At 68.4% G+C, this 25890-nt stretch carries 25 protein-coding genes and 1 tRNA gene; 7 read left to right on the forward strand and 19 right to left on the reverse strand.

Going from position 1 to position 25890, the window contains the following annotated elements; all coding sequences use genetic code 11:
* Position 1 precedes the first annotated feature (1 nt).
* The 10 genes from AC3ANR_RS05105 to AC3ANR_RS05150 all read right to left on the reverse strand — a co-directional run bounded on the left by AC3ANR_RS05105 (position 2) and on the right by AC3ANR_RS05150 (position 13635).
* On the reverse strand, positions 2 to 889 hold the full coding sequence (locus AC3ANR_RS05105) for a branched-chain amino acid ABC transporter permease (protein WP_488290794.1): 888 nt from the start codon (positions 887 to 889) through the stop codon (positions 2 to 4).
* A gap of 48 nt (positions 890 to 937) precedes the next feature.
* Positions 938 to 2152: an ABC transporter substrate-binding protein gene (locus tag AC3ANR_RS05110; RefSeq protein ID WP_488290795.1), complete on the reverse strand. Its 1215-nt coding sequence runs from the start codon at positions 2150 to 2152 to the stop codon at positions 938 to 940.
* A 30-nt stretch (positions 2153 to 2182) separates the two neighbouring features.
* Positions 2183 to 2887: an ABC transporter ATP-binding protein gene (locus AC3ANR_RS05115; protein ID WP_488290796.1), complete on the reverse strand. Its 705-nt coding sequence runs from the start codon at positions 2885 to 2887 to the stop codon at positions 2183 to 2185.
* An 85-nt stretch (positions 2888 to 2972) separates the two neighbouring features.
* Entirely contained in the window at positions 2973 to 3746 is a 774-nt protein-coding gene (locus tag AC3ANR_RS05120) for an ABC transporter ATP-binding protein (RefSeq protein WP_488290797.1), read from the reverse strand.
* A 168-nt stretch (positions 3747 to 3914) separates the two neighbouring features.
* Complete coding sequence (icmF, locus tag AC3ANR_RS05125; protein WP_488290798.1) at positions 3915 to 7208, reverse strand: fused isobutyryl-CoA mutase/GTPase IcmF; 3294 nt, start codon at positions 7206 to 7208, stop codon at positions 3915 to 3917.
* Between the two features lie 183 nt (positions 7209 to 7391).
* Complete coding sequence (locus AC3ANR_RS05130) at positions 7392 to 9158, reverse strand: sensor histidine kinase (RefSeq protein ID WP_488290799.1); 1767 nt, start codon at positions 9156 to 9158, stop codon at positions 7392 to 7394.
* A 117-nt stretch (positions 9159 to 9275) separates the two neighbouring features.
* Entirely contained in the window at positions 9276 to 9635 is a 360-nt protein-coding gene (locus tag AC3ANR_RS05135) for a PA2779 family protein (RefSeq protein WP_488290800.1), read from the reverse strand.
* 117 nt (positions 9636 to 9752) lie between these two features.
* The gene (locus tag AC3ANR_RS05140; protein WP_488290801.1) at positions 9753 to 11777 is read right to left on the reverse strand and encodes a TRAP transporter large permease subunit; all 2025 of its coding nucleotides are present in this window, start codon (positions 11775 to 11777) and stop codon (positions 9753 to 9755) included.
* Entirely contained in the window at positions 11777 to 12430 is a 654-nt protein-coding gene (locus AC3ANR_RS05145) for a TRAP transporter small permease subunit (RefSeq protein WP_488290802.1), read from the reverse strand. Before AC3ANR_RS05145 ends, AC3ANR_RS05140 begins: the two co-directional genes overlap by 1 nt.
* Before the next feature lie 89 nt (positions 12431 to 12519).
* Positions 12520 to 13635, reverse strand: coding sequence for a TRAP transporter substrate-binding protein (locus AC3ANR_RS05150; RefSeq protein WP_488290803.1), 1116 nt, complete (start codon positions 13633 to 13635; stop codon positions 12520 to 12522).
* Positions 13636 to 13804: 169 nt separating this feature from the next.
* On the opposite strand from AC3ANR_RS05150, the gene AC3ANR_RS05155 reads away from it, so the two are divergent.
* From AC3ANR_RS05155 to AC3ANR_RS05175, 5 genes are read left to right on the forward strand one after another with little or no spacing between them, the layout of a single operon-like run.
* Positions 13805 to 14590 (forward strand): fumarylacetoacetate hydrolase family protein, encoded by a 786-nt coding sequence (locus AC3ANR_RS05155; protein WP_488290804.1) that lies wholly within the window; start codon positions 13805 to 13807, stop codon positions 14588 to 14590.
* Positions 14591 to 14624: 34 nt separating this feature from the next.
* Positions 14625 to 15062, forward strand: coding sequence for a rhodanese-like domain-containing protein (locus AC3ANR_RS05160; protein WP_488290805.1), 438 nt, complete (start codon positions 14625 to 14627; stop codon positions 15060 to 15062).
* Positions 15063 to 15083: 21 nt separating this feature from the next.
* Positions 15084 to 16310, forward strand: coding sequence for a bifunctional glutamate N-acetyltransferase/amino-acid acetyltransferase ArgJ (argJ, locus tag AC3ANR_RS05165; protein WP_488290806.1), 1227 nt, complete (start codon positions 15084 to 15086; stop codon positions 16308 to 16310).
* On the forward strand, positions 16307 to 17176 hold the full coding sequence (locus AC3ANR_RS05170) for an ATP-binding protein (RefSeq protein WP_488290807.1): 870 nt from the start codon (positions 16307 to 16309) through the stop codon (positions 17174 to 17176). Before argJ ends, AC3ANR_RS05170 begins: the two co-directional genes overlap by 4 nt.
* Complete coding sequence (locus AC3ANR_RS05175; RefSeq protein ID WP_488290808.1) at positions 17173 to 17664, forward strand: NUDIX domain-containing protein; 492 nt, start codon at positions 17173 to 17175, stop codon at positions 17662 to 17664. Before AC3ANR_RS05170 ends, AC3ANR_RS05175 begins: the two co-directional genes overlap by 4 nt.
* Positions 17665 to 17670: 6 nt before the next feature.
* On the opposite strand, the gene AC3ANR_RS05180 is transcribed toward AC3ANR_RS05175, so the two are convergent.
* From AC3ANR_RS05180 to AC3ANR_RS05220, 9 genes are all read right to left on the reverse strand, one after another.
* Positions 17671 to 17877, reverse strand: a complete 207-nt coding sequence (locus AC3ANR_RS05180; RefSeq protein WP_488290809.1) for a DNA gyrase inhibitor YacG — start codon at positions 17875 to 17877, stop codon at positions 17671 to 17673.
* 9 nt (positions 17878 to 17886) lie between these two features.
* Positions 17887 to 18642: a cell division protein ZapD gene (zapD, locus tag AC3ANR_RS05185; RefSeq protein ID WP_488290810.1), complete on the reverse strand. Its 756-nt coding sequence runs from the start codon at positions 18640 to 18642 to the stop codon at positions 17887 to 17889.
* A gap of 37 nt (positions 18643 to 18679) precedes the next feature.
* On the reverse strand, positions 18680 to 19222 hold the full coding sequence (coaE, locus tag AC3ANR_RS05190; protein ID WP_488291755.1) for a dephospho-CoA kinase: 543 nt from the start codon (positions 19220 to 19222) through the stop codon (positions 18680 to 18682).
* Between the two features lie 64 nt (positions 19223 to 19286).
* The gene (locus AC3ANR_RS05195; protein WP_488290811.1) at positions 19287 to 20126 is read right to left on the reverse strand and encodes a prepilin peptidase; all 840 of its coding nucleotides are present in this window, start codon (positions 20124 to 20126) and stop codon (positions 19287 to 19289) included.
* The gene (locus AC3ANR_RS05200) at positions 20126 to 21346 is read right to left on the reverse strand and encodes a type II secretion system F family protein (protein ID WP_488290812.1); all 1221 of its coding nucleotides are present in this window, start codon (positions 21344 to 21346) and stop codon (positions 20126 to 20128) included. Before AC3ANR_RS05200 ends, AC3ANR_RS05195 begins: the two co-directional genes overlap by 1 nt.
* Positions 21347 to 21377: 31 nt before the next feature.
* Positions 21378 to 23120 carry a type IV-A pilus assembly ATPase PilB gene (gene pilB / locus AC3ANR_RS05205; protein ID WP_488290813.1) on the reverse strand — a complete coding sequence of 581 codons (1743 nt, stop codon included), beginning with the start codon at positions 23118 to 23120 and terminating at the stop codon, positions 21378 to 21380.
* Positions 23121 to 23326: 206 nt separating this feature from the next.
* A complete protein-coding gene (locus AC3ANR_RS05210) occupies positions 23327 to 23779 on the reverse strand; it encodes a hemerythrin domain-containing protein (protein ID WP_488290814.1) in 453 nt (150 codons plus the stop codon).
* Between the two features lie 261 nt (positions 23780 to 24040).
* Positions 24041 to 24117: transfer RNA gene (locus AC3ANR_RS05215), tRNA-Pro, on the reverse strand.
* Between the two features lie 32 nt (positions 24118 to 24149).
* Positions 24150 to 25133, reverse strand: a complete 984-nt coding sequence (locus AC3ANR_RS05220) for a polyprenyl synthetase family protein (RefSeq protein WP_488290815.1) — start codon at positions 25131 to 25133, stop codon at positions 24150 to 24152.
* A 154-nt stretch (positions 25134 to 25287) separates the two neighbouring features.
* Here AC3ANR_RS05220 and rplU point away from each other — a divergent pair, with 154 nt between their 5' ends.
* Both rplU and rpmA read left to right on the forward strand, forming a co-directional pair.
* Positions 25288 to 25599 carry a 50S ribosomal protein L21 gene (rplU, locus tag AC3ANR_RS05225; protein WP_488290816.1) on the forward strand — a complete coding sequence of 104 codons (312 nt, stop codon included), beginning with the start codon at positions 25288 to 25290 and terminating at the stop codon, positions 25597 to 25599.
* A gap of 15 nt (positions 25600 to 25614) precedes the next feature.
* Positions 25615 to 25875 carry a 50S ribosomal protein L27 gene (rpmA, locus tag AC3ANR_RS05230; protein WP_488290817.1) on the forward strand — a complete coding sequence of 87 codons (261 nt, stop codon included), beginning with the start codon at positions 25615 to 25617 and terminating at the stop codon, positions 25873 to 25875.
* Positions 25876 to 25890: the final 15 nt, after the last annotated feature.

The following is a 25890-nucleotide window of genomic DNA, read 5'->3' on the forward strand; positions in this document are numbered from 1 at the left end:
GTCAGGCCTCCTTCCCGAACAGGCCGGCGGGGCGCAGCATCAGCACGATGGCCATGATGACGAAGACGACCACGTTGGAGGCTTCCGGATAGAAGACGCGCGTCAGGCCCTCGACGACGCCCAGGCCCAGGCCGGTGACGACCGAGCCGAGGATCGAGCCCATGCCGCCGATCACGACGACGGCGAACACGACGATGATGAGGTTGGACCCCATCAGCGGGGTGACCTGGATGACGGGGGCGGCCAGCACGCCGGCCAGGGCGGCGAGGGCGGCGCCGGCGCCGTAGGTGAGCATGACCATCAGCGGCACGTTGACGCCGAACGCCTGCACCAGCTTGGCGTTCTCGGTGCCGGCGCGCAGGTAGGCGCCCAGCCGCGTGCGCTCGATGAGGAACCAGGTGCCCAGGCAGACGGTGATGGAGGCGAGCACCACCCACGCGCGGTAATTGGGCAGGACCATGAAGCCCAGGTTGGTGGCGCCCGACAGGGCTTCCGGCACCTGGTAGGACTGGCCCGAGACGCCGTACTGGTCGCGGAAGATGCCTTCCAGGATCAGCGACAGGCCGAATGTGAGGAGCAGCCCGTACAGGGGATCGAGCCCGTAGAGCCGCTTGAGGAAGGCGCGTTCGATGACCACGCCGAGCGCGCCCACCATCAGGGGCGCGAGCACGAGGGCGAACCAGTAGCTCACCCCCCATTTCTCCAGCATGATCCAGGCGGCGAACGCGCCCACCATGTACAGCGCGCCGTGCGCGAAGTTCACGATGTCGAGCAGGCCGAAGATCACTGCCAGGCCCAGGCTGAGCATGGCGTAGAAGGCGCCGTTGACCAGGCCGAGCATGAGCTGGCCGAGGAACGCCTGGAGGGGGATGCCGAAGATTTCTGTCACGGGGATCGGGCAGGCCCTTGCGGGCCGCCCTTGTGGGTTGCGTTCAGCTTACTTCCAGAGCGCGCACTTGCTCTCGGCCTTGGTCGTCCAGGCTTCCTCGCCCTTGAAGACCTGCTTGACCTCGTAGTAGTCCCACGGCTCGGTGGACTTGTCCGGCGACTTGACCTGCATCAGGTACATGTCGTGGATCACGCGGCCGTCGGCGCGCACGTAGCCGCCCTTCATGAAGATGTCGTTGAACTTGGCCTTCTTCATGTGGGCCAGCACCTTCTCCGGGTCGTCGCTGTTCACGGCCTTGACCGCGGCCAGGTACTGCTGCGTGGCCGAGTAGTCGGCGGCCTGGATCGACGAGGGCATGCGCTTGACCTTGTCGAAGAACTTGCGCGACCAGGCGCGGGTCTCGGCGTTCTGGTTCCAGTACCAGCTGTCGGTCAGGTACATGCCCTGCGTGGTCTTCAGGCCCAGCGAGTGGATGTCGTTGATGAACACCAGCAGGCCGGCGAGCTTCATCGTCTTGGTGATGCCGAACTCGTTGGCGGCCTTGATCGAGTTGATCGTGTCGCCGCCGGCGTTGGCCAGGCCCAGGATCTGGGCCTTGCTGCCCTGTGCCTGCAGCAGGAAGGACGAGAAGTCGCTCGCGTTCAGCGGTGCGCGCACGGAGCCCACCACCTTGCCGCCGTTGGCCTCGACCACCTTGGTGGTGTCGGCCTGCAGCTGGTGGCCGAAGGCGTAGTCGGCCGTCAGGAAGTACCAGCTCTTGCCGCCCTGCTTGACCACGGCGGCGCCGGTGCCCTTGGCCAGGGCGGTGGTGTCGTACGCCCAGTGCAGGGTGTACGGGGTGCACTGGTCGTTGGTCAGCGCGGAGGTGGCGGCGCCGATCGACAGGAAGGGCTTCTTCTTCTCGGCGGCGACCTTGGCCATGGCCAGGTTCGTGCCGGAGTTGGTGCCGCCGATCAGCATGTCCACGCCCTGGGTGTCGAACCACTCGCGCGCCTTGGTGGCAGCAACGTCCGGCTTGTTCTGGTGGTCGGCCGAGAGGACCTCGATCTTCTTGCCGGCCACGTTGCCGCCCATGTCGGCGATTGCCATGCGGATGGCTTCCACGCCGCCCTGGCCGTCGATGTCGGCGTACACGCTGGACATGTCGGTGATGATGCCGATGCGGATCACGTCGCCCGAGTACTGCGCCTGCGCCGGGGTGGTGGCGCCGAACAGGGCGGCCGCAGCGAGGGCGCTGGCGGCGAAGAGTCGTTTGAGCTTCATGCTTGTCTCCTTCGAAAAGTCGGGCGGCGCCTAGACGCCGAGGTACTCCTGCAGCATGGACATGTTGTCCTGCAGCTGGTGCTGGGCGAATTCACGCACGATCTTGCCGTGCTCCATCACGTAGAAGCGGTCGGCCAGCGGCGCGGCGAACCGGAAGTTCTGCTCCACCAGCACGATGGTGTAGCCCTTGGCCTTGAGCGTGCGGATCATCTCGGCGAGTTTCTGCACGATCACCGGGGCCAGGCCCTCGGAGATCTCGTCGAGCAGCAGCAGCCGGGCGCCGGTGCGCAGGATGCGGGCGACGGCCAGCATCTGCTGCTCGCCGCCCGACAGGCGCGTGCCGGGGCTGGCGGCGCGCTCCCGCAGGTTCGGGAACATGCCGTAGATCTCTTCCACGCTCATGCCGCCGCTGGCGATGGTGGGCGGCAGCATCAGGTTCTCCTCGGCCGAGAGGCTGGCGAAGATGCCGCGCTCCTCCGGGCAGTAGCCCACGCCCAGGCGCGCCACCTTGTGCGGCGGCAGGGCGATGGCCTCGGTGCCGCGGATGCGGATGGAGCCGGTGCGCCGGCCCGTCAGGCCGACGATGGCGCGCATCGTGGTGGTGCGGCCGGCGCCGTTGCGGCCCAGGAGCGAGACGACCTCGCCCTCGCCGACGGTCATGTTGACGCCGTGCAGGACGTGCGACTCGCCGTACCAGGCGTTGAGGTTCTCGATGTGCAGCAGGTCGGTGGACATCAGTGGTCTCCGCACGGCCGCCCGAAGGAGACCACAGCCCCCTCGGGGGGCAGCGCACTACACGAAGTGAGAAGCGTGGGGGCCATCAGTGCGCCCCCTGGAGTTCGGTGACGGTGGAGCCCATGTAGGCCTCGATCACCTGCGGGTTGCGCGAGACCTCGGCGTACGGGCCGTCGGCGATGACCGCGCCGCGCTGCAGCACGGTGATGCGGTCGGCGATGGACGAGACCACGTTCATGTTGTGTTCGACCATCAGGATGGTGCGTCCGTGCGACACCTTCTTGATCAGCTGCGTGACCCGGTGCACGTCCTCGTGGCCCATGCCCTGGGTGGGCTCGTCCAGCAGCATCAGGTCGGGCTCGAGCGCCATCGTGGTGGCCAGCTCCAGCGCGCGCTTGCGGCCGTAGGGCAGGTTCACCGTGAGCTCGTCGGCGAATTCCTCCAGGTCCACCTCGGCCAGCAGGGCCAGCGCGCGCTCGTGCAGGTGGAACAGCGATTTCTCGGGCTTCCAGAAGTGGAACGAGGTGCCCAGGTTGCGCTGCAGCGCGGCGCGCACGTTCTCCATCACCGTCATGTGCGGGAACACCGCCGAGATCTGGAAGGAGCGCACGATGCCGCGCCGGGCCGTCTGCGCCGGCTTCTCGTGCGTGATGTCCGTGCCCAGGTAGGTGATCGTGCCGCGGGTGGGCGGCAGGAACTTGGTGAGCAGGTTGAAGAACGTCGTCTTGCCGGCGCCGTTCGGGCCGATCAGCGCATGGATGTCGCCCCGCCGCACCGTCAGGTCGACGTTGTTGACCGCGACGAAGCCCTTGAACTCCTTCGTCAGGCCCTTGGTCTCCAGGATGATCTCAGCCGACAAGCGCACGCACTCCTATGGGCGTGCTGGACACGCCGGAAGCCGGAATGCTAGGAATGCGTGCTGCAGTGCGGTAGCGGGGAACCCCCTAGGTAGTTCTGCGTGGCAGGGCTGCCCCGGCGGACCGGGCGGCCGCCAAGCTTGCGCGATCCTGACGCTGGGCGACCCGCCCTACATGTTCCGCCGGTACTGCCCGCCCACCTCGAACAGGGCGCTGGTGATCTGGCCGAGCGAGCAGACCCGCACGGCGTCCATCAGCACCTCGAACACGTTGCGGTTGTCGATCACCGCCTGCTGCAGGCGCCGCAGCAGGGCGGGCGCATCGCCGGCGTGGCGGGCATGGAAGGCCTGCAGGCGCTGCAGCTGCCCCTGCTTTTCCTCCTCGGTCGAGCGGGCCAGCTCCAGCTTCTCGGGGATCGGGTCGCCGTGCGGGTTGCGGAAGGTGTTGACGCCGATGATCGGCAGCTCGCCGGTGTGCTTGAGCATCTCGTAGTGCATGCTCTCGTCCTGGATGCGGCCGCGCTGGTAGCCGGTCTCCATGGCGCCCAGCACGCCGCCGCGCTCGGCGATGCGCTCGAACTCCGCCAGCACCGCCTCTTCCACCAGCTCGGTCAGCTCCTCGATCACGAACGAGCCCTGGCTCGGGTTCTCGTTCCTGGCCAGCCCCCACTCGCGGTTGATGATCAGCTGGATGGCCATCGCGCGGCGCACGCTGTCCTCGGTCGGGGTGGTGATCGCCTCGTCGAACGCGTTGGTGTGCAGCGAGTTGCAGTTGTCGTAGACCGCGATCAGCGCCTGCAGCGTGGTGCGGATGTCGTTGAACTGGATCTCCTGCGCGTGCAGGCTGCGTCCGGACGTCTGGATGTGGTACTTGAGCTTCTGGCTGCGCTCGTTGGCGCCGTACTTGTCCTTCATCGCCACGGCCCAGATGCGGCGGGCCACCCGCCCGAGCACCGTGTACTCGGGATCCATGCCGTTGGAGAAGAAGAACGACAGGTTGGGCGCGAAGTCGTCGATGTGCATGCCGCGCGCCAGGTACGCCTCCACCAGCGTGAAGCCGTTGGACAGCGTGAACGCCAGCTGGCTGATCGGGTTGGCGCCCGCCTCGGCGATGTGGTAGCCCGAGATCGACACCGAGTAGAAGTTGCGCACGTTGTGGTGCACGAAGTACTCGGCGATGTCGCCCATGACCTTGAGGCTGAACTCGGTGGAGAAGATGCAGGTGTTCTGGCCCTGGTCCTCCTTCAGGATGTCCGCCTGCACGGTGCCGCGCACATTGGCCAGCACCCACTCGCGGATCTTGGCCGCCTCGGTGTCGGTGGGCTCGCGGCCGTTGTCGGCGCGGAACTTCTCCAGCTGCTGGTCGATGGCGGTGTTCATGAACATCGCCAGGATGGTGGGCGCCGGGCCGTTGATCGTCATCGACACCGACGTGCTGGGGCTGCACAGGTCGAAGCCCGAGTACAGCACCTTCATGTCGTCCAGCGTGGCGATCGACACGCCGGAGTTGCCGACCTTGCCGTAGATGTCCGGGCGCTCGTCGGGGTCGTTGCCGTACAGCGTGACCGAGTCGAACGCGGTGGACAGCCGCTTGGCCGGCATGCCTTCGGACAGCAGCTTGAAGCGCCGGTTGGTGCGGAACGCGTCGCCTTCGCCCGCGAACATGCGGGTGGGGTCCTCGTTCTCGCGCTTGAACGCGAACACCCCGGCGGTGTAGGGGAAGCTGCCCGGCACGTTCTCCAGCATCAGCCACTTGAGGATCTCGCCGTGGTCCTCGAACGAGGGCAGGTAGACCTTGCGGATCGTGGTGCCGGAGAGCGACTTGCTCGTGAGCGCGGTGCGGATCTCCTTGTCGCGGATCTTCACCACGTACTCGTCGCCCGCGTACGCCTTGCGCATGTCCGGCCACTGCTGCAGCAGGTGGCGGGCGTCGGCATCGAGCCGTTCGCGCCGCTTGCCCGCCAGGTCCAGCGCGGCTTCCGACGCGGGAGCGCGGTCGGGCTTGCCCACGCGCAGCATGGTGGCGGCGGCTTCGAGCTGCTGGATCTCGCGCGCGAGCACCGCCTGGCCGCGGGCGCGCTTCTTGTACCCGCGCACCGTGTCGCTGATCTCGGCCAGGTAGCGCGTGCGGGCCGCCGGCACGATCGGCGTCTGGTTGGTGCTGTGGCGCACGGCCGCGGCGGGCAGGCGCCCTTCGGCCAGTGCGAGTCCCAGCGCCTGCAGGCGCGGCTTGAGCGCCTGGTACAGCGCGGTGACGCCGTCGTCGTTGAAGCGCGCGGCCATGGTGCCGAACACCGGCATCTCCTCGGGCTTCTTGCCCCAGGCCTCGCGGTTGCGCTGCACCTGCTTGGCGACGTCGCGCAGGGCGTCGGAGGCGCCCTTGCGGTCGAACTTGTTGATGGCCACGAACTCGGCGAAGTCGAGCATGTCGATCTTCTCCAGCTGGCTGGCGGCGCCGAACTCCGGCGTCATCACGTACATCGGCACGTCCACCAGCGGCACGATGGCCGCGTCGCCCTGGCCGATGCCCGAGGTCTCGACCACCACCAGGTCGAAGCCGGACGCCTTGCAGGCGGCGATGACGTCGGGCAGCGCGGCGGAGATCTCGCTGCCGAAATCGCGCGTGGCCAGCGACCGCATGAAGACGCGCGGCCCGGACCGCCACGGCCCGATCGCGTTCATGCGGATGCGGTCGCCCAGCAGCGCGCCGCCGCTCTTGCGGCGCGACGGGTCGATGGAGATCACCGCCACGCGCAGCCGGTCGTCCTGGTCGAGGCGCAGGCGCCGGATGAGCTCGTCGGTGAGCGAGGACTTGCCGGCGCCGCCCGTGCCGGTGATGCCCACCACCGGCACCTGGCGGGCCGCCGCGCGTTCGCGCAGCTGGCCCAGGAGCGCGCCGTCGGCGGCGCCGTTCTCGATCGCGGTGATGAGCTGGGCGAGGGCGCGCCAGTGCGCGTCGTCCTGTCCTTCGATGGCGCGCAGGTCCGTCGGCGCGTACGGCGCCAGGTCCCTGTCGCACCGCATCACCATCTCGCCGATCATCCCCTGCAGGCCCATGCGCTGGCCGTCCTCGGGGCTGTAGATGCGGGTGACGCCGTAGCCGTGCAGTTCGCGGATCTCCGCCGGCACGATGACGCCGCCGCCGCCGCCGAACACCTGGATGTGCTCGCCGCCGCGGCTGCGCAGCAGGTCCACCATGTACTTGAAGTATTCGACGTGGCCGCCCTGGTAGGAGCTGACGGCGATGCCCTGCACGTCCTCCTGCAAGGCGGCGGTCACCACCTCGTCGACGCTGCGGTTGTGCCCGAGATGGATCACCTCGGCGCCCATGCCCTGCAGGATGCGGCGCATGATGTTGATGGCCGCGTCGTGGCCGTCGAACAGGCTGGCCGCGGTGACGAAGCGCACCTTGTGCGTGGGACGGTAGTCGGCAAGCGCCTTGAATTCGGCGGACAGGTCGGTCATGGGATGGGTCTTCCGGAGGTCCCGCTCGCGCGGCGGGCTGGTGCGGCGAGTCTGCACCCGGCAGCTTAATTGACGTTTACGTCAACGTCAATTGAGTCCGCCTCGCGGCCATCCTGCCGAGCTCGGATGGCGGGGGTCCGGATGGCGCGGGCGGCCGGGCGCGCCGCCACCCCGAAGCGCCGGTCACGCCGCTTCGCGCGGCAGGGAGAAATAGAAGCGGGCGCCGCGGCCGGCCTGCGCGCGGCACCACACGTTGCCGCCATGGAGCATGACGATCCGCTGCACGGCGGCGAGTCCCACGCCGGTGCCGGGAAACTCGTCCTGCCCGTGCAGCCGCCGGAAGGGCTGGAACAGGCCGGCGGCCTGCTCGTCGTCGAAGCCCTCGCCGTCGTCGCCGACGACGAACACGGTCCAGCCCTCGGTGGAGGTCGCGCCGTCGCGCCCGAACGTGATGCGCGCCGGGGACCGGTAGGCGGTGAACTTCCAGGCGTTGCCCAGCAGGTTCTCCAGCACCTGGCGCAGCAGGGCGCGGTCGCCCTGGGCGCGCAGGTCCGCCTCCACGCTGGCATGGACCTCGCGATCGGGTTGGGACTCGCGCAAGCCGGCCAGCACCTCCAGTGCCAGGGCGCCGAGATCCACGTCCTGGCGCGCCAGCGGCGCCCGTGCCAGGCGACCCAGCTCCAGCAGGTGCCGGGTGAGTTCGTCCATGTGCGTCGCATTGGCCTGGATGCGCCTGAGGTAATGCTGGTGCTTCTCGTTGGTCGATTGCGCGACGGCCGGCGCCAGCGCCTCAGCGAATCCCGCGATGCTGGCCAGCGGCGCCCGCACGTCGTGCGCCACCGCATAGGAGAACGTCTCCAGGTCGCGGCAGGCCTGTTCGAGCTGCGCGGTCCGCTCGCGCACCTTGCTGTCCAGTTCCGCGTTCAGCAGGTGCAGGTCCGCCCTGGCCTGGATCAGGGAGTGCGCGCGGGCGTCGCTCTCGGCGTGCATCTGCGCCAGCAGCCCGAAGACCCCCGCCAGGCCGATCGTGACCAGCACGCACAGCACGAGGAACCGCGTCCGGCGCGCATGGAACTCGGCCAGCGCGTCGACGCCGGCGGTGGCCACGGCGATGCGCAGGCCTGCCTGCGGCATCGCGACGGACGAAACGAAGTAGTCCTGCCCGTCGATCGCGGCAATGCCCGCGTGGCCGGACTGCAACTGCGCCAGCGCCGCGAAGCGGGCGGGGTCGGAGACATGGCCCGCGTGCGAACGCCATGCCGCCCGGGGCCGGCCGTCGGCGCCCGTCACCAGCACGGCGGTGTCGTCGCGCAGCACGGCCGATTGCATGATCCCCAGCATCTTCTCGACGGGCACGAGGCCGACCGCCACCGCCAGGCGCCTTGCCCCGGGTCCCTCGATCGGCAAGGCCATCGGCACCAGCATCGCTCCGGCGGGACCGACCGGCGCCAGCACGGTCAGTGCCGGTCCGGGCGGCGTCTCGGCCCCTAGTTGCCTGCAGGCGGCCGCCGTCAGGCGTGCGCCCGGTGCCGGTGGCGGCAGGATTCGGCCATCGGCCAGGCACAGGCCGAGCTCCTGGAAGACGTCGTTGGCTCGCAGGCGGTCGGTGAGCAGGGAGGTCAGTTCGGCGTCGCCATGCCCGTGGGCCAGCAGGCCGCCGAGCAGTCCGTGCACCGCCTCCGCCGTGCGCAGCACCCGCACCAGGTAGTGCTCCACCGCCGTGGCCAGGTTGGTGTCGCGCTGGGCCAAGGCCGCGCGGGTCAGCTCATATTCGTGCCTGCCTTCCTCGATGAAGGCGAGCCAGACCAGGACCACGAGACCCAGGAAGACGGCGCGCAGCACGAGGCGCCAGCGCCGCGCCAGATGGACCAGCCGCGCCTCCTGTTCGTCCGGCGTGCTCTGGGCGAAGTCCGAGTCCGGTCGTACAAGAGAGGTTGCGCCTTCGCCCACGGCCGGCATGTTACCCGTGCATGAGGCATCGCCAGCTGCGCAACGGCGTGGCCGCGGGCTGGAAGGTCGGGCGGATCGCTCCGGTGGCTGCGACGACCGGCAGCCGCCGTGCGCGCCTTAGAGGACGACGATGATCAGCAGGGTCACCAGCAGGATCAGGATGATGTCCCGGTCGCTGATGGCGCCGCCCGCCGGCATGCCGTCGATGCGCTGCGCCAGGGCGTGCACTTCCTCTTCGCTCAGCGCGGCGACCCGGTCATGGGCGTTCAGGCCGGCCACGCCCATGGCCTCGAGCTTCTGGCGCACGTTGGCCCGCTCGAGGAACTGCTGCACCTTCGCCCTGTCGGTGTCGGCCTGGCTCGAGGCCGGGGAGGACATCGCGGCTTCCGGCGGCAGCATGCCTGCGTGGACGACGGATGCTTGGAGCGCCAGGGCGCCAACGAGGCTGCAGCAGAAGCGGCGGACCAGGGGTTGCATGCTCGGACCTTGGAATCGTGGAAAAGAGAAGGTCCCAATATATCGGCTTCGACCCTGCCGAGGGGCTGCCCGCCCCTGGATGAGTTGGGGAGGCGCGACGGCGCCTCCCCGTTGCTTCTAGCCGTACAGGTAGTTGGGCAGCCAGAGCGTCAGCGACGGCCAGATGTACATCAGGACCATGCAGACGATGACGATCAGCATGTAGGGCATCATGCCCGCGAAGATCTGGTTGATCGTCACGTGCGGTGGCGACACGCCCTTCAGGTAGAACGCCGACATCGCGACCGGCGGCGAGAGGAAGGCGGCCTGCAGGTTCACGAACACCAGCACGCCCCACAGCATCGGGTCGATCTGGAAGTGCTGCAGCAGCGGCAGGAAGATCGGCACGAAGATCACGATGATCTCGGTCCACTCCAGCGGCCAGCCCAGCACGAAGATGATCGCCTGCGACAGCAGCAGGAACTGCAGCGGCGTCATGTTCAGGCTGAGCACCCACTCCTCGACCAGGCGCTGGCCGCCCAGGATGGCGAACACCGCCGAGAAGATGGCCGAGCCGATGAACAGCCAGCACACCATGGCGGTGGTCTTGGCGGTGAGGAAGACCGCTTCCTTGATGCGTTGCCAGGTGAGGGTGCGGGCGTGCCAGGCCATCAGGAATGCCCCCGCCGCCCCCACGGCCGCCGATTCGGTGGCCGTGGTGATGCCGAACAGGATGACCGCCAGCACCACGAAGGTGAGGATGGCCAGCGGCATCACCGAGGAGGTGAGCATGCGCAGGATCTCGAACTGCTCGGCGTCGAAGCGCCAGTAGTACCAGAGCAGGAGCGCGGCGGCGATGGCGCAGGTGATCCAGAAGCCGATGTAGAAGCTCTGCGGGACGGCGACATGCGTTTCCTCCGCTGCCGCTTCGCCGAGCCGCGTGAGCGGCTGGTCGCCGCCGGAGGGCGCGGCGCCTGGCGGTTCGGACACGCCTTGCGATGCCGTCGCCGGCGCGTCGGGGCCCGGCGGCTCCTTCAGTCCACCGTTCGATGCAGGCCCACCCGCGTCGGCGGGCGGCTCCTTCAAGGCGCCAGTGTTGTCGGCCGGGGGTTCCTGCAGTCCGCCGCTGTTGTCCGCCGGCGGTTCCTTGAGGGCGCTGCCGTCCGCCGGCGGTTCCTGCAGGCCGGACGCGGCGCCGGCACCGGAAGCGGTCGCAGGCGCCTTCTGCGTGACCTGCGCCTTGGCGGGCTCGGGCGCATCGGTCTGTTGCGAATAGATGACGACGTACCACCACACCGTGCCGAGCGTGACGACGGCGAGCAGCACCGGCACGAGCGACAGCGCCAGGCTGCGGGCAAGGAAGCCCCAGGTGACCGCCGCGCCGTCGGCAGTGGCGCGCAGCGCGCGCGCCGGGGCGGCCACCGCGGCGGCCAGGGCGGGCAGCACCCGGCGGCCGTACGCGGTGGAGAGGTGCTGCAGCCACGGCGGGATGGGAACCGTCATCTTCTCCGGCGGCAGCTTCGGCGCGATCTTCGGGTTGAGCAGCACCCAGCCGATCACGTACACGAGGTAGAGCAGCGACAGGAAGAAGCCGGGGAACATCGCGGCGGCATAGAGCTTGACCACCGACTGCCCGGCGACCGCGGCATACACGATGATCATCACAGACGGCGGGATCAGGATGCCCAGCGTGCCGCCGGCGGTGATCACGCCGGAGGCCAGGCGCACGTCGTAGCCGGCGTTGAGCATCGGCCGCATGGCGATCACGCCCATCAGCACGACCACCGCGCCGACCAGGCCGGAGGCGATGCCCCAGAAGGTGCAGATGATCAGCGTGGTGACGGCCAGCGAGCCGGGGACGCTGCGAAAGGCGAGCTGCACGCTGTGGAACATCTTGTCCACCAGCGCGCCGCGTTCCATCACGTAGCCCATCAGCACGAACAGCGGGATGGACAGCAGCGTGTCGTTGTTCATCGCCCCGAAGGCGCGCTGCACCATCAGGTCGAAGATCCGGTTGTCCCAGAAGTGGACGCTCGGGTCGTAGAAAGCAACCCAGCCGAACATGATGCCCAGCCCCATCAGGGTGAAGGCGGTCGGGAAGCCCATCATGATCACGACCACGATCAGGCACAGCATCGTCAGGCCGAGGGCGGCGTTGGACATCATTCCTGCTCCATGCGCTGGCGCGCCGCTTCGTCGATGGACTTGGCCTTGGCGATCGCCTCGCGCCGCGCGTCCTCGTCCACGTAGGTGCTGCCGGCGAGCTGCTGCTCGACGACGTCGATCTCCTCGGCGTCGTCCAGCCGCGGGGTCCATTGGCCGGTGCGCAGGCACACCACGCACCGCAGGATCTCCGACAGGCCCTGCACCAGCACCGTGGCGCCGGCCACCGGGATGACGAACTTGAAGGGGTAGATCGGCAGCGGCGTCGCGTTGAAGGTGGTCTCGTGGATCGCCAGCGCGTCACCGGCGTACACCCAGCCGGCCCAGGTGAGCGCCAGGATGCCGGGCAGGAAGAACAGCACGTAGAGCACCAGGTCCAGCGCGGCCTGCCGGCGCGGCTTCATGCTGCCGTACAGGAAGTCGCCGCGGACGTGGCCGTCGTGCGCCAGGGTGTACGCGCCGCACATCATGAACAGCGTGCCGTACATCATGTTGCTCACGTCGAACACCCAGGCCGTGGGCATGTTCAGGATGTAGCGCTTGAACACCTCGACGCAGACGAGGAGCATCAGCGCCACGATCAGCCAGGCGAATGCCTTGCCGATCCAGGTGCTCATCGACTCCACGCCTTGCAGGAGCTTCTCGACGGTCATGCTCTCGGATCCCCTTGGCTTGGTTGGCGGAAAAAAGGCCAGCCGGCGGTACTCCCGCGCGGCTGGCCGCGGTCAGGCGGCGGCGCCCGTCAAGCCTTCTTGCCGCCGAAGTAGCGGTTGTAGGCCATCTTGAAGTCCACCATGTAGTCGTTCTGCCACTGGCCGGCGCGGCGGGCGAAGGACTTCTGCGAGTCGAGCACCTTGGAGAAGAAGGGGTTGTCCTTGGACTTGCTGGCGACCACCTTGTCCCACGAATCCAGCTGCGCGCGCAGGATGGCGTCGGGGGTCTTGTAGAAGTTGACCTTGTCCTTGGTCTTGAGGTCGACGTAGTCCTTGGAGTTGCGGTCGATCGCCTTCCAGCTGAAGTCGGCCGACGCCGCCTGCACGGCGTAGTCGATGATCGACTTCAGGTCCTGCGGCAGGCCGTTGTACTTGGTCTTGTTGAACAGCACCTCGAACTGTTCGCCGCTCTGGTGGAAGCTTTGCAGCATGCAGTTCTTGGCGACGTCGGGAAAGCCAAGGGCCTTGTCGGACGAGGCGTTGTTGAACTCGGCCGCCTCGATCAGGCCGCGGTCGAGCGCGGGCACGATCTCGCCGCCGGGCAGCGGGTTGACCGCGGCGCCCAGGTCGGTGAACAGGTCCACGGCCAGGCCCACGGTGCGGTACTTCAGGCCCTTGAGCTGCGACACGTTGGAGATCGGCTTCTTGAACCAGCCGAGCGGCTGCGTGGGCATCGGTCCGTACAGGTAGGAGACGACGTCCATGTTGATGGACTTGTAGATCTCCTCCAGCAGCGCCTTGCCGCCGCCGTAGTAGTGCCACGCCAGCACCATGTTGGGGTCCATGCCGAAGGCCGGGCCGGAGCCCCACAGGGCCAGGGCGGAGTTCTTGCCGTAGTGGTAGGCAACCACGCCGTGGCCGCCATCGAGCGTGCCCTTGTTCACCGCCTCGAGCAGCTGGAAGGGGGGCACCACCGCGCCCGCGGGCAGCACCTCGATCTTCAGGCGCCCGCCCGCCATGTCGTTCACCTTCTTGGCGAAGTCCAGGGCGAACTCGTGGAAGATGTCCTTGGCCGGCCAGGTGCTCTGGAACCGGAACGAGACGGCTTGCTGCGCGCGCGCCACCATCGGTGCGGACATGGCGCCGGCGGCGATCGCCGCGCCCTTGAGCAGGCTGCGGCGACGGGGGGTCTGGGCTTCCTTCATGGCTTGTCTCCTTGGGGCTTGGCTGTTGAACCGTGCTTGTTAGCACGCTATCTTTGGAGCCCCGTTCCGTCCGCGTTAAGAGGGTTTACACCAACGGTTGCAGGCGGGGCGCGCGGCGGGATACTCCCTGCGGGAGTCCATCCCGAAGACAAACCAAGGAGACAAGCAGATGGATCGCAGGACGTTTTTCGGCGGCACGGCCGCAGCGGCAGGCACGGTGCTGGCCGGATGCGCAAGCACCGCGGCGGGGTCGGCGGGCGGGCGCACGCCATTCGCCGTGGCCGGTACCACCATTCCCATCGTCGGGTCCGACGAGGTGTTTCCGGTGCGGCGCATCTACTGCATCGGGCGCAACTACGCCGCGCACGCCCGGGAGATGGGTTCGGACCCGAACCGCGAGCCGCCGTTCTTCTTCCAGAAGCCGACCGACGCGATCCAGTACGTGCCCAGCGGGACGGTGGCCGACCACCCCTACCCGTCGCTGACCAGGAACTACCACTACGAGGCCGAACTGGTGGCGGCGATCGGCAAGGGCGGACGCAACATTCCGGTGGCCCAGGCGCTGGAGCACGTCTACGGCTACACGCTCGGACTGGACATGACCCGCCGCGACCTGCAGCGCGCCATGGGCGACGAGAAGAAGCCCTGGGAGATCGGCAAGAGCTTCGACCATTCGGCGCCGCTCGGGCCGGTCCACCGCGTCGCCCAGACGGGGCACTTCACCAAGGGGGCGATCTGGCTCAAGGTGAACGGGCAGACCAAGCAGAACGCGAACCTGAACCAGATGATCTGGTCGGTGGCCGAGCAGATCAGCAAGCTGTCCGAGGCCAACGAGCTGTTTCCCGGCGACATCATCTACTCGGGCACGCCGGAGAACGTCGGGCCGGTGGTGCGCGGCGACGTCATCGAGATGCACATCGACGGCCTGCCCAACCTCAGCGTGCGCATCGTCTGAAGAAGGGCGCGGGCGCGCTGGCAAAATCGGGCGCATGAGCGCGCCCGATTCCCCTCCCCACGCCGATGGCGTGCGCCCCGCCCAGGGCTATGCCGGCGACGTCTCGCCGCAGCTGGCCCATGACTGGTGGCGGGCCGGCGACGCGGTGCTGGTCGACGTTCGCAGCGACGCCGAGCGCGAATGGGTCGGCTTCGTGCCCGGCGCGCTGGCACTGGCCTGGAAGCAGTGGCCCGGCATGGCGCCGAACCCCGCTTTCGACGACGGCATCCGCCAGGCCGTTCCCGCCGGCAAGAAGGCGGTCCTGCTGTGCCGCAGCGGCGTGCGCTCGATCGCCGCCGCCAGGCGCGCCACCGAACTGGGCATCCAGGCCTACAACATCCTCGAAGGCTTCGAAGGCGACGCCGACGAGCAGGGCCACCGCGGCCGCAAGGGCGGCTGGCGCCTGCGCGGGCTGCCCTGGCGCCAGAACTGATTTCCCCACCCGGACACACCCATGGCCGTCAACCTTTCCGCCCCGCAGGCGGACCAACTCCGTCCCGTGCGCGGGCTGTCGATCGGCGTGGCCGAGGCGGGCATCCGCAAGGCCAACCGCAAGGACCTCACCGTCTTCCTGCTCGAGCCGGGCGCCAGCGTGGGCGCCGTGTTCACCCGCAACCGCTTCTGCGCGGCGCCGGTGCAGGTCTGCCGCGAGCACCTGGCGGGCGGCGACATCCGCGCGCTGGTGATCAATACCGGCAATGCCAACGCCGGCACCGGCGAGGAGGGGCTGGTGCGCGCGCGCGCCACCTGCATCGCGCTGGCGCGCCACCTGAACGTGTCGCCGCAGCAGGTCCTGCCGTTCTCCACCGGCGTGATCATGGAGCCGCTGCCGCTGGACCGCATCGAGGCGGGCCTGCCCAAGGCGCTGGCCGACGCCCGGCCGGACCACTGGCTGCGCGCGGCCGAGGGCATCATGACCACCGACACGATCGCCAAGGCGTTCAGCGCCACGGCGCGCGTCGGCGGCAAGGACGTCACCGTCACCGGCATCAGCAAGGGCGCGGGAATGATCCGGCCCAACATGGCCACGATGCTGGGCTTCCTGGCCACCGATGCCTGCGTGGCGCAGCCGCTGATGCAGCAGCTCGCCTTCGAGCTGGCCGAAGGGTCCTTCAACCGCGTGACGGTCGATGGCGACACCTCGACCAACGACTCGTTCATCGTCATCGCCACCAACCAGGCCGGCCACGCGCCGGTCACGTCGCTGGACTCGGCCGATGGCCGCGCGCTGCGTGACGCGATGCTGCAGGTGGCGCGCCAGCTGGCGCAGGCGATCGTGCGCGACGGCGAAGGCGCCACCAAGTTCATCACGGTGCGCGTCGAAGGCGGCCGCGATGCGCAGGAGTGCCGCCAGGTGGCCTATGCCATCGCCCACTCCCCGCTGGTCAAGACCGCCTTCTTCGCCAGCGATCCCAACCTGGGTCGCATCCTGGCGGCCGTCGGCTATGCCGGCATCGACGACCTCGACCAGGCCGGCATCGACCTGTGGCTGGACGACGTGCACGTCGCCGTTCGAGGCGGGCGCAACCCGTCCTACCGCGAGGAGGACGGCCAGCGCGTGATGAAGCAGCAGGAGATCACGGTGCGCGTGGGGCTCGGCCGCGGCCAGGCCGCGGACACGGTCTGGACCTGCGACTTCAGCCACGAGTACGTGACCATCAACGCGGACTACCGGTCATGACCGACCGGCTGGACGAACTCCTGTCGCGGGCCAATCGCCTGCTGGACCGGCTGGAGGCCGTGCTGCCGCGGCCGCTGTCGGCGCCCGCCTGGCAGGAAGCCATCGCCTGGCGCTACCGCAAGCGCTCGTCGGGCCACGGCTCGCTCGAGCCGGTGCGGCACGTGGCGGGCATCCGCCTGGGCGACCTGAAGGAAATCGAGCCGCAGAAGGAACGCATCCAGCGCAACACCGAGCAGTTCGTCGCCGGCCAGCCGGCCAACAACGTGCTGCTCACGGGGGCGCGGGGCACGGGCAAGTCGTCGCTGATCAAGGCCTGCCTGAACGAATACGCCGCGCGCGGGCTGCGCCTGGTCGAGGTCGACAAGGCCGACCTGGTGGACCTGCCGGACATCGTGGACCTGGTCGCCGACCGACCCGAGAAGTTCATGGTCTTTTGCGACGACCTGAGCTTCGAGGAGGGCGAGGCCGGCTACAAGGCGCTCAAGTCCATCCTCGACGGCTCGGTGGCGGCGGCCTCGCCGAACGTGCTGATCTACGCCACCAGCAACCGGCGCCACCTGCTGCCCGAGTACATGAAGGAGAACCTCACCTACACCCACACCGAGGATGGCGAGGTCCATCCCGGCGAGGTGGTGGAAGAGAAGATCTCGCTGTCCGAGCGCTTCGGCCTCTGGGTGAGCTTCTATCCGTTCACGCAGGACGAGTACCTGGCGATCGCCTCGCAATGGCTGTCGTCCTTCGGCGTCTCCGAGCAGGGGATCGCGGCTGCCCGGCCCGAGGCGCTCGTGTGGGCGCTCGAGCGCGGCTCGCGCAGCGGACGCGTGGCCTACCAGTTCGCGCGCGACTGGGCCGGCCGCCATCCATGACGGGCGTTCCCGCGCAGGCCGGCGTGCTGGTGGCCGATGGCGACCGGCCGCGCGAGGGTGGGCCGCAGCGCGCCATCGTCGAAGTCGCCGTCGGCGTGCTGCTGCGCGCCGACGGCAGCTTCCTGCTCACCAGCCGGCCCGAGGGCAAGGTGTACGCCGGCTACTGGGAATTTCCGGGCGGCAAGGTCGAAGCGGGCGAAACGGTCGAGCAGGCGCTGCGCCGAGAACTGATCGAGGAGATCGGCCTGGTGATCGGCCCGGTGCAGCCCTGGCGTGTCGAGCTGGTGGACTATCCGCACGCGCTGGTGCGACTGCACTTCTGCAAGGTGGTCGACTGGAGCGGCGAGCTGCACATGCACGAGGGCCAGAGCTTTACGTGGCAGTCGCTGCCCGTGCAGGTGGGGCCGGTGCTGCCGGGCGCGGTGCCGGTGCTGCAGTGGTTCGCGCAGGAGCGCGGCTTCACCGGCGCCACGCAGCGCCCGGCCTGATGCGGCTCACTGCTGCTTGGGATCGCCGAACGGCTGGTCGTCGGGCGGCGTTTCGTCGGGCACGCGGAAACTCTCGCTGGCCCAGGCGCCCAGGTCCAGGTTCTTGCAGCGCTCGCTGCAGAACGGCCGGTACGGGTTGCTCGGCGCATAGATGCTCGGCCCGCCGCAGTGCGGGCAGGCCACGGTCCTCGGCTTGGGCGTGTTCTCCGGCATGGCGCGCTCCTACGAGCACAGGGTGAGTTCGAACTCGCCGTTCTCGTTGCTCGCGACGAGCTTGTCGCTGCTTTCCTGCCGCATCAGGCGCACCGACACCATCAGGCGGTTGCCGCTGATCTCCGGCACCAGGCGCGTGGCCGGATCGATGCGCAGCCGCAGCAGCTGGAAGGTGCGCCCCTGCGGCAGCGTCTGCTGGAACTGGCCGCCCGTCGCGATGACCTTCTGCGGCGTGCCCGAATCGCGCAGCAGTCGCAGCAGCACGTGGATCGATTCGGCCAGCGTGCCCAGCGGCCGGGCCCAGCGCCCGAGGTCGGCCTGGCGCGTGGCGGCGTCGAGCTGCTGCCAGGCGTAGTAGCCGGGCAGGTCGAATTCGCAGGTGCCGCCGGGGATGCCGATGCGGCTGCGGATGCTCATCAGCCACTCGTTGTCGGTGAGCGACTGGCCGGCCTTGCCGGGCACGCTGTTCAGCGCGGAGAAGCACTCGTCGAGCTTGCCGACCACCTCGTCCAGCACCGATTCGGCCACGCCCGGGTTGCCGCGGTAGCCATTGAGCAGCGTCTTTTGCTTCTCCAGGTCCTTCATCACGTCGGACTTGAGGTCGGCCCGGGCCGCCACGTCCATCACCTCGAAGATGGTGGCGAGCGCGTAGTGATGGTCGAGCGGATGGTCGCGGGGAACCAGCTCGCCGAGGCGCCGGAACAGGTGCTCCAGGCGCAGGTAGGTTCGGATGCGTTCGTTGAACGGGTATTCGTAGAGGATCACGCTCGAGGGTGCGTCAGGGGTTCACGCGAACGCACCATCATAGCCCGAAGGCCCGGGCCAGCCACCGCACTTCGGCCTGCAGCTGCTGCAGCGACAGGCCGTCGTTGAAGATGACCGCGTCGGCGGCCTGCAGCCGCAGGGCCCGCGGGGCCTGCGCGGCGATGATCGCCTCCACCTCGGCGGGCGCCAGGCCGCTGCGCGACTGCACGCGGGCGACCTGCGTGGCCGGCAGGCAATCGACCACCAGCACGCGGTCGACCTGCCGGCGCCAGCGGCCCGACTCCACCAGCAGCGGGATGTCGAACACGATGCAGCGCGCGCCCCGCGCCTCGGCCTGCCGCACCTGGCGCTCGGATTCGGCCCCCACCAGCGGGTGGATGATGGCCTCGAGCTCGCGCCGCGCCGCCGGGTGCGCATAGACGTGCACGCGCATGCGCTCGCGGTCCAGGGCGCCGTCGGCGGTGACGAATTCGGGTCCGAAGTGGCGGGCGATGGCGGCGATGGCCGACCCGCCGGCGGCGGTGGTCGAGCGCGAGATCGCGTCGGCGTCGATGGTGGCCGCGCCCAGCTGGCGCAGCATCTCCAGCACCGTGCTCTTGCCGCTGCCGATGCCGCCGGTCAGGCCGATGCGCACGGCGCCCCCGCTACAGGCCGATGGCGCGCAGGATCGACGCCGGGCCGAACACCAGCGCGGTGAGGCCGGCGACGGCCAGGAAGGGGCCGAACGGCACGTAGCCGCCCTCGCGCAGTTGGCTCGCGAACTTCATGGCGATGCCGATGATGGCACCGATCACCGAGGCCATCAGGATGATGGGAATGAGCGCCTGCCATCCGAACCAGGCGCCCAGCGCGGCGAACAGCTTGAAGTCGCCGTAGCCCATGCCTTCCCGTCCGGTGGTGAGGCGGAACAGGTGGTAGATGCTCCACAGCGACAGGTAGCCGGCGACGGCGCCCCACAGGGCCTGCGGCAGCGTGACGGGCGTCCAGCGCATGGCGGCCAGGATCAGGCCGGCCCACAGCAGCGGCAGCGTGATGTCGTCCGGCAGCAGCGTCGTGTCCCAGTCGATCAGGGCCAGGGCCAGCACGGCCGCACAGAAGCCGCACCAGGCCAGACCGGTGACGTTGGCGCCCCAGGTCCAGATGCACCAGGCGAAGAGCGCGCCCGTGGCCAGCTCGACCAGGGGGTAGCGCAGGCCGATCGGCGTGCCGCAGGAGGAGCACTTGCCGCGCAGCGCGAGGTAGCTCAGGACAGGGATGTTCTCGTACCAGCGGATGACGTGCCCGCACTGGCGGCAGCGCGAGCGCGGCACCAGCAGGTTGAACGGCTCGGCCGGTTCGGGCGTCTTGCCCGCCAGTTCGGCGCACTCGGCCGCCCACTGCCGCTCCAGGATCCTGGGCAGCCGGTAGATGACCACGTTGAGGAAGCTGCCCAGGAGCAGCCCGAAGACGCCCGCGAGGAGGGCGTCCAGTGCCGGCGAGACCATCAGACGACTTGGCCGAGCTTGAAGATCGGCAGGTACATCGAGACGACGATGCCGCCGATGATGGTGCCCAGGAACACGATGATGATCGGCTCCATCAGGCTGGACAGGCCCGCGACCATGTCGTCGACCTCGGACTCGTAGAAGTCGGCGGCCTTGCCCAGCATGTGGTCGATGGAGCCGGACTCCTCGCCGATGGCGCACATCTGCAGCACCATGGTCGGGAAGACGTTGGCGTTGGTCATGGCGGCCGTCAGGCTGGTGCCGGTGGACACTTCCTGCTGGATCCGGGTGGTGGCCAGCGCGTAGACCGAGTTGCCGGAGGCGCCGCCGACCGAGTCGAGCGCTTCCACCAGCGGCACGCCGGCGGCGAACATGGTGGACAGGGTGCGCGTCCAGCGGGCGATGACCGACTTGTAGACCAGGTCGCCGAACACCGGCAGCTTGAGCATCAGCCGGTCCATGAACATCTGCACCTTCTCGTTGCGCTTCCAGGCCTGCATGAAGAAGTAGAAGCCGCCGCCGAGGCCGCCGAAGATGATGTACCAGTACTTGACGAAGAACTCGCTCATGCCGATGACGAACAGCGTTGGCGCGGGCAGGTCGGCGCCGAACGAGGTGAACACCTGCTTGAACGCCGGGATCACGAAGATCATGATCACCGAAACGACGACGAAGGCCACGACGACCACCGCGATCGGGTACATCAGGGCCGACTTGATCTTCGACTTGATGCCCTCGGTCTTCTCCATGTAGACCGCCAGGCGGTCCAGCAGCGCCTCCAGGATACCGGCGGCCTCGCCGGCCTCGACCAGGTTGCAGTACAGGTTGTCGAAGTACAGCGGGTACTTGCGGAACGCGGCCGACAGCGACGTGCCGGTTTCGACGTCGGTGCGGATGTCGTTGAGCAGCTTGGTGACGCTGGCGTTGGCGTTGCCGCGGCCCACGATGTCGAACGCCTGCAGCAGCGGCACGCCGGCCTTCATCATCGTGGCCAGCTGGCGGGTGAAGATCGCGATGTCCTTGGGCCTGATCTTCTGGCCCGAGCGCATCTTGCGCTTCTTGATCTTGAGCGGCGTGACGCCCTGGCGCCGCAGCGAGGCCTGCACCTGGTTCTCGCCCGCGGCGCGCGTCTCCCCGCGCACGGACTTGCCGTTGCGGTCCCGGCCTTCCCATTCGAAGACGAATTCGGTCACTTTTGCGGTCGCTGCGGTGGTGGCCATGAAGGGCTACTCCTCTTGTCCTGCCTGATGGCTATTCGTTCGTGCAGCCGAGCACTTCCTCGAGCGAGGTGACGCCCAGCTTGACCTTGTGCAGGCCTGACTTGCGCAGGCTCCTGACGCCTTCGAGTTCCGCCTGCGCCGCGATCTCCATCGAGCTGCCGTCGCGCAGGATGATGCGCTGGATCTCGTCGCTGATCGGCATCACCTGGTAGATGCCGACTCGGCCCTTGTAGCCGTTGTTGCACATCGTGCAGCCCACCGGCCGGTAGGGCGTCCAGCTGCCGTCGACTTCTTCCTCGCTGTAGCCCGCGTCCAGCAGCGTCTCGTGCGGGATGTCGGCGGGCTGCTTGCAGTTGGGGCACAGCCGCCGCGCCAGGCGCTGGGCGGTGATCAGGATCACGCTGGAGGCGATGTTGAACGGCGCGATGCCCATGTTGCGCATCCGCGTGAGCGTGGTGGGCGCGTCGTTCGTGTGCAGCGTGGACAGCACGAGGTGGCCCGTCTGCGCGGCCTTGATCGCGATGTCGGCGGTCTCCAGGTCGCGGATTTCGCCCACCATGATCACGTCCGGGTCCTGGCGCAGGAACGACTTCAGGGCCGCGGCGAAGGTCAGCCCGGCCTTGTCGTTCACGTTGACCTGGTTCACGCCCGGCAGGTTGATTTCCGACGGGTCCTCGGCGGTGGAGATGTTCACCCCCGGCTTGTTCAGCATGTTCAGGCAGGTGTACAGCGACACCGTCTTGCCCGACCCGGTGGGGCCGGTCACCAGCACCATGCCGTAGGGGCGGTTGATCGCGTTGACCAGCCGCTCCTTCTCCTCGATCTCGTAGCCGAGCGCTTCGATGCCCAGCTTGGCGCTGCTCGGGTCCAGGATCCGGATCACGATCTTCTCGCCGAACAGCGTGGGCAGCGTGCTGACGCGAAAGTCGATCACCCGGTCGGGGCCGACCTTGAGCTTCATGCGCCCGTCCTGGGGGACGCGCTTCTCGGAGATGTCCATCCGCGAGATCACCTTGATCCGCGAGGCGAGCTTGTCCTTGATGGCCACCGGCGGCGAGGCGATCTCGCGCAGTTCGCCGTCGATGCGAAAGCGCACGCGGTAGGTGTGCTCGTAGGGCTCGAAGTGCAGGTCGGACGCGCGCATGCTGAACGCGTCCAGCAGCATCTTGTGCAGGAACTTGACGACCGGCGCGTCCTCGACCTCCGAGCCGCCCGCGCCCTTGTCGCCCTCGTCGACGACCGATTGCTCGACCGACTCCTCGTCGAATTCGAAGTCCTCGCCGATGATGCTGTCCATCGCCTCGCTGGCGCTGGTGGCGTTGGCCTCCACCATCTTGGTCAGCTTGTCGTACTCGGCGATGATCCAGTCCACGCCCATCTGGGTCGCGAACTTGATCTTCTCGGCGGCCTCCTGGTCGGACGGGTCGGCGGTGGCGACGATCAGCCGGTTGTTGCGCTTGGACAGCACCACCACCCGGTAGGACTGGCAGATCTTCTGGTCCAGCAGGTTCTTGGGCAGGCGCTGGACGTCGATCGCTTCCAGGTCCAGCAGCGGCGCGCCGAAGGCCGCGGACATCGTGTGCGCCAGGTCGGCCGCGGAGACCGCGCCCGAGCCGGTGAGTTCGGCGATGAAGCTGCTGCGGTTGGCCTGCGCCTTGCGATACAGGTCCTCTGCCGACTTCTGCCCGAGCTTGCCGGCGGACACCAGCGCGCGCGCCAGGCCGGGAAGGGCCAGCGACGGGGCTTCGGGTGCAGCGGGATCGACGGCAGCCATCGTTTTTGAGTGAGCGGTCACGCGCCTCCGGTGAACCGGACAACGCTCAGCTGATCATCGCCGAAAGGTGCTCAGCTGTAAATCTTGAGTGTGGTATGGCGCGCGAATGCCGCGGTGCGGTACCTGTCATTTCGCGCAGGAGTTCACGGCGGCCGCCGACCGGGCCGTTGCGCCGCGCATTTCAAGGCGCGCCGTGGCCGGCCGGATCAGCGCGGCTGGAGCGCGATGAATTCGCCCACGAGGATGGCTGCCGGGTAGAGGACCGCCTCCTCGGTTTGCGCATGCAGCACCAGCGCGTCCGCAAAGCGCTCGTATTCATTGCGTCCGGCGGCGCGTGCCGCTGCGCGCAGTGTCCCGAGCGCGGCGACGATCTGCTGGTGCTCGGCCAGCATGGAAGGCAGCTCGGCTTTCAGTCGCCGCGTCATCGTCAACACCTGCGCCGCGTGCTCGATGGGCTCGCCACGGGCCAGCGCACCGAGCAGGCCCAACGGCGGCATGGCGAACGCTTCCTCGCGCACGAGGTGCGGGTGCAGCAGGCGCGCGACCTCGCGCGCCGCGGCGCCGATGTCGCCGGGCTCGGCCGTCGCCGCGGCCAGTCGTGCATGCAGTTCTTCGTGCTCGGCGCGCAGGGGCGCGGGAATGTCGAGTCGGCTGGGCATGATCGTTCTCCGCGGGCAACGGCCCACACCGAGCTTGCGGGCGCGGCGCCGGTGCGCGCTTGACCGGCGTCACGCAGGGAGAAATTTTCCTGGTGCCATGGCGGCGGCGCAGGGCCGATTCGCGGACACGCCAGCGGTCCGGCTGGGCGGAAGAAAGGGGAGAAGGCGTTCGGCGTCGGTGCGTGCGCACCGTTGCCTGGCTGCGCAGGAGGCCGGGTGGCCGCCGCGAGATGATCCGAAGAGGATCTGAAGAAGGAAACCTGGTCGGGGTGAGAGGATTCGAACCTCCGGCCTCTACGTCCCGAACGTAGCGCTCTACCAGGCTAAGCTACACCCCGATTTCTTGCTGCGCGGGCAGCGTCGTCACCAGTCAGTTTCGACGTTGCAGCAATTGAGCCGCCAATTGTACCAAACCCTCGGCGTACTCATTTCGCGGCAGCTGGTTGGCGCAGTCGATCGCGACCTGGGCCTCGGCAGCCGCGGCTGCGCGGGTGACGTCGAGCGCCCCCGTTTCGCGCACGATCGCCACGATGGCATCGAGCTGATCGACCGCTCCGTGCTCGATGGCCTCGCGGATGGTGGCGCGTTGCGTCGCGGTGCCGCGCTGCATGGCGGCGATGAGGGGCAACGTCGCCTTGCCTTCGCGCAGGTCGTCACCGAGGTTCTTGCCCATCTCGGCGGCGTCGCCGTCGTAATCGAGCACGTCGTCGATCACCTGGAATGCGGTGCCCATCGCACGGCCGTAGCCGGCGCATGCTTCTTCCAGCTCGGGGGGCGTCCTGGCCAGCACGGCGCCCAGACGGGCGCTGGCTTCGAACAGCTTGGCGGTCTTGGAGCGGATCACGCGCAGGTAGCCCGCCTCGTCGAGCGAGGCGTCGTGCATGTTCATCAGCTGCAGCACCTCGCCCTCGGCGATGACGTTGGTGGCATCGGCCAGGATGGCCATGATGCGCATGTCGCCGGCGTCCAGCATCATCTGGAACGCACGCGAATAGAGGAAGTCGCCCACCAGCACGCTGGCGGGATTGCCGAAGCTCTCGTTCGCCGTGGCGCGCCCGCGGCGCAGGGTCGACTCGTCGACGACGTCGTCGTGCAGCAGCGTGGCGGTGTGGATGAATTCCACCACCGCGGCCAGGTTGAAGCGCTGCTCGCTGCGGCAGCCCAGGGCCGCGCTCACCAGCAGCAGCAGGGCCGGGCGAAGGCGCTTGCCACCGGCGGAGATGATGTAGCGGGAAACCTGTCCCACCAGCGGGACCCCCGAGTCGAGGCGGCGGGCGATGACCGCGTCGACTTCGAGCATGTCATCGGCGATCAGGGAGAGCACCGAGGCGGTGCTGGCGGAAGAAGCGGTCAAGGCGAGGAACGGCAGTTCGCGGTAATTATAGGAAGGGGGCCCCGCTCCTCCGGGCGGCCCGGACGCCTGACTTGTTAGTGACCGCAAACTATGCTATAGTCGCGGGCTCCTCGGAAATTCGTCCGGGGAGCTTCACGTTTTCAAGAGGTCCTCCATGTACGCGGTCATAAAAACCGGTGGCAAGCAGTATCGCGTTGCTTCCGGCGAAAAGATCAAGGTAGAACAGATTGCTGCGGACGTTGGCCAGGAAATCGTGCTCGACCAGGTGCTCGCTGTCGGTGACGGCGGCGGGTTGAAGGTCGGCACTCCCCTGGTGTCCGGGGCCACCGTCAAGGCGACGGTGGTGGCGCACGGCAAGCACGACAAGGTGCGCATCTTCAAGATGCGCCGGCGCAAGCATTATCAGAAGCACCAGGGGCATCGCCAGCAGTTCACCGAACTGCAGATCGGCGCGATCGCCGCTTAACCGGGAGCAGTTGAAATGGCACAGAAAAAAGGCGGCGGCTCGACTCGCAACGGCCGCGATTCGCAGCCCAAGATGCTGGGCGTCAAGGCGTTCGGCGGCGAGCTGATCAGCGCCGGCTCCATCATCGTGCGCCAGCGCGGCACCAAGTTCCATCCCGGCACCAACGTCGGCCTGGGCAAGGACCACACGCTGTTCGCGCTGGTCGACGGCCACGTGTCGTTCGCGGTCAAGGGCTCGCTGAACAAGCACACCGTGAGCATCATCCCGGCGGCTTGAGGTAACCTCCTGCCG

Source organism: Ramlibacter sp. JJN2-2R (assembly GCF_057747835.1).